Annotated in this window: 5 protein-coding genes and 1 pseudogene; 2 read left to right on the forward strand and 4 right to left on the reverse strand. The window is 72.1% G+C overall.

Annotated features, from left to right (window positions below; all coding sequences use genetic code 11):
- Nucleotides 1–15 precede the first annotated feature (15 nt).
- The 3 genes from IE269_RS09585 to IE269_RS09595 all read right to left on the reverse strand — a co-directional run bounded on the left by IE269_RS09585 (nt 16) and on the right by IE269_RS09595 (nt 1,417).
- A complete protein-coding gene (locus IE269_RS09585) occupies nt 16–525 on the reverse strand; it encodes a SigE family RNA polymerase sigma factor (protein ID WP_189822392.1) in 510 nt (169 codons plus the stop codon).
- A gap of 117 nt (nt 526–642) precedes the next feature.
- Complete coding sequence (locus IE269_RS09590) at nt 643–1,008, reverse strand: iron chaperone (RefSeq protein WP_189822393.1); 366 nt, start codon at nt 1,006–1,008, stop codon at nt 643–645.
- A 19-nt stretch (nt 1,009–1,027) separates the two neighbouring features.
- Nucleotides 1,028–1,417, reverse strand: a complete 390-nt coding sequence (locus IE269_RS09595; RefSeq protein ID WP_189822394.1) for a DUF1801 domain-containing protein — start codon at nt 1,415–1,417, stop codon at nt 1,028–1,030.
- Between the two features lie 188 nt (nt 1,418–1,605).
- Here IE269_RS09595 and IE269_RS09600 point away from each other — a divergent pair, with 188 nt between their 5' ends.
- Together IE269_RS09600 and IE269_RS43060 are read left to right on the forward strand one after the other, a co-directional pair.
- A complete protein-coding gene (locus IE269_RS09600; protein ID WP_189822395.1) occupies nt 1,606–1,821 on the forward strand; it encodes a type II toxin-antitoxin system VapB family antitoxin in 216 nt (71 codons plus the stop codon).
- 25 nt (nt 1,822–1,846) lie between these two features.
- Nucleotides 1,847–2,021 (forward strand): annotated as a pseudogene (locus IE269_RS43060) (PIN domain-containing protein); the annotation flags it as partial.
- Between the two features lie 193 nt (nt 2,022–2,214).
- Here IE269_RS43060 and IE269_RS09605 read toward each other — a convergent pair.
- Entirely contained in the window at nt 2,215–2,631 is a 417-nt protein-coding gene (locus IE269_RS09605; RefSeq protein WP_189822396.1) for a hypothetical protein, read from the reverse strand.
- Between the last annotated feature and the right edge of the window lie 191 nt (nt 2,632–2,822).

Below are 2,822 nucleotides of genomic sequence, written 5' to 3' on the forward strand. Positions count from 1 at the left end.
TAGGAAGCTGGGGGCTCAGTGCTGCGGGACGAGGTCGGACAGGCTGTCGCCCAGCAGCGCACGCGCTCGGGCGAGCGCCCGGGTGCCCTGGGAGCGGACCGCGCTGCTGCTCAGCTTCAGCATCCGCGCGGTCTCCTCGATGGAGTGCCCCTCCCAGTAGCGCAGCAGCAGAACTGCCCTGTCGCGGGGCGGGAGCTGGCCGAGCGCGTCCAGCAGGGTCAGCCGCAGGGCCGTGTCCGTGCCGCGCGCCGCGCTGTCGGGGAGGTTGCCGGTGGGGCGCTCACCCGTGCTGCCGCGCCGCTTGAGGGTGAGGAAGGTGCGGACGAGCACGGTCTGCGCGTACGCCGCCGGACTGTCGGCCCGCGACACCTTCTTCCAGTGCACGTACACCCGGCTCAGGGTCTCCTGGACGAGGTCCTCCGCCAGGTGCGAGTCGCCCGCCGCGAGCACGTACGCCGAGCGGTAGAGCGCCTTCGCCCGCGCCCCCACGAACTCCAGGTACTGGTCCTCCTGCGCTGCCTTCACTCGGCCCCCGCCTGCTCTCTGTCGCTCTGATCGCCGTGCATACCCTGCTGACTACGCGAGTCGCCGGGATGTCGCGCACGGGACCGAACTTCTTCGCGGCGGGGCATGCCGGTGGGCTCAGCTGACCGCGCCGGGCCCCTTCGCGGTCGCCCGCAGCAGATCCCGTACGAGATCGAAGTCCACGCTCTCCGCCTTCCGGAACCGCAGACACCCCTTGCCCATGTCGTGCCCGGCGAGCCGCCCGGCGAAGGCCTCCCGCACGTCCTCGCGCAGGAGGTAGAGGGAGATGTACTGCTTCTGGCTCGCGAAGGCGATCTCGCCGGTGCCGTCCCGCTCGTACACGGGCATGCCGTACGCCATGACCTCGGCGAAGCCGGGCAGCTCGGCCCGGCACAGCTCCCGGAGCCGGCCGAGCGCCTCCCGGCGCTCCTCGGGGACCTCGGCGAGATATCCGTCCACGTCTGCCGCGCTGCTCTGCACCATGAAGCGAGGGTATGCGCCACTAACCCGCCGCGAGCCGGTCCCGCACCCGCGCCGCGGCCTCCGCGAGGAGCGCCGCGATGCGGGGGTCGGCCGCGTCCTCCGCCGCCCGGAGCTTGATGTGCCGGGCCTTCTTGCCGGTGCCCTCCAGCAGGCCGCCGCCGTCCAGCGCGGCCCCCTCCGCGAACATCAGATTCACGTGCCGCGCATGCAGTACGAGTCCCACGACGAGCCCCTTGTACGTTCCGGGCGCGAAGGTGAACCCCAGCAGCCGAGCCCCCTCGTCCACCTCCTCCACGGCATCCGGCATCACCCCCCGAACCACCTCCCGCGCCCGCCGCGCGATCCCGGCCACCTCCTCCGAGGCCGCCCCCACCACCACGTCCCAGCCTTCCGGCCCTCGTCCCGTCATGGCCGGGACCCTAGCCAATGGAGATCCCACTCCCTGCGTACAGCGCCCGCCCCCTTGAGTACCCGTACTCAGGTGGGCCCCCGCGGGGGCCCACCGCCCCAAGGGACGGGGTGGTGGAAGGGGCACCGCCCAAGGGGACCGGACGGGGACATACTGGTTCGCACACTTGATGTCTCCGGAGGTGCAGCATGAGCAGGACCGTGATAGACGTCGATGACGCCCTCCTCGCCGACGTGGCCCAGGCCCTGGGGACGAGCACCAAGAAGGACACCGTGAACTCTGCCCTGCGGGAGGTCCTGGAGACCCGGCGGCGTGCGCTGGCCCTGACCCGTCTGCGGGCCTCGGCAGCGGAAGGCGCCTTCGACCTGGAGTTCCTGGAGGACAAGAGGAACTACCGGCGGTGAGCGCCGCACAGTTCCTGATCGACACACCTGTCCGCTGATAGACCCGGCGTTCTTCTTCAGCGCCCGGAGTGCGGCGGACCGGGCACGGGGCGTCGAGGACATAGGGCCTCACCCTCCTGCACCGCGACCGCGACTTCGAGTGCGTGGCAGCCGTCACCGGGCAGGCCCTCCAGTGGTACGGGCCACAGGCAGGCAAGTAGCGCTCCCGCACAACCGCTTCGGGCGGGGTGATGGCTGCCCGGAGGGCATGCCATCAGGGGCGCGGGGAACTGCGCGACCAGCCACGACGGGCCCGCGCAGGACCGAGACCACGGCACCCCCGCACGGGACAAAGACCAACCGACCCGCCCGCACGCAGACCGCGACCGCGCCCCGCCCGCACAGCGCCAGAGCTCACTCCCCCTCGCACGCCGCCCGGCGGAAGTCCTCCAGCGTGCCCGTCGTGAAGACGTCCGGGGCGGACGGCGTCGCGTAGCGGACCTGGCCCGGTTTCAGGGTCGAGAGGTCTTCCGGGGTGAAGCTGACGGCGCCCGTCGACCAGGAGTTGTCGTCGGTCGCGCCGTACAGGCGGTACGTCACGCGAGGGACCAGGGGCTTCGGCGGACTATCCGCGGTCCAGCCGTCCCCGTCCGCCCCGGACAGGGGCCACGTCGCGAACTTGTCCGGCGTCCCGGACCTGCTCCAGCTCCCCTCGGGCTCCGCCTCCGGCGGCCCCGCAGGGACGTGCAGCACCGCCCGGTCCATCGGCGCCTCGCAGCCCTGCACGACCCCCATCGGCCGGCCGTCCTCCCCGACCGTGATCCCGGTCATGCCGGACACAGGCACCGTGCACCCTGTCAGGAGTACGAGCAGCGGTACGGGCAACAGCACACCAACGAGCGGAATGCGGCGGCGATTCGACACAGAAGTCCCCCCGAGGACGACGGTCCGGGTGCGACGACGCGCCCCCCGCCACAGAGGCGGGGGGCGCGTCGTCGCGTCACGTCAGAGGGAGCGTAAGG

Origin of the sequence: Streptomyces spiroverticillatus, assembly GCA_014650415.1 — a bacterium.
Classification (GTDB): domain Bacteria; phylum Actinomycetota; class Actinomycetes; order Streptomycetales; family Streptomycetaceae; genus Streptomyces; species Streptomyces spiroverticillatus.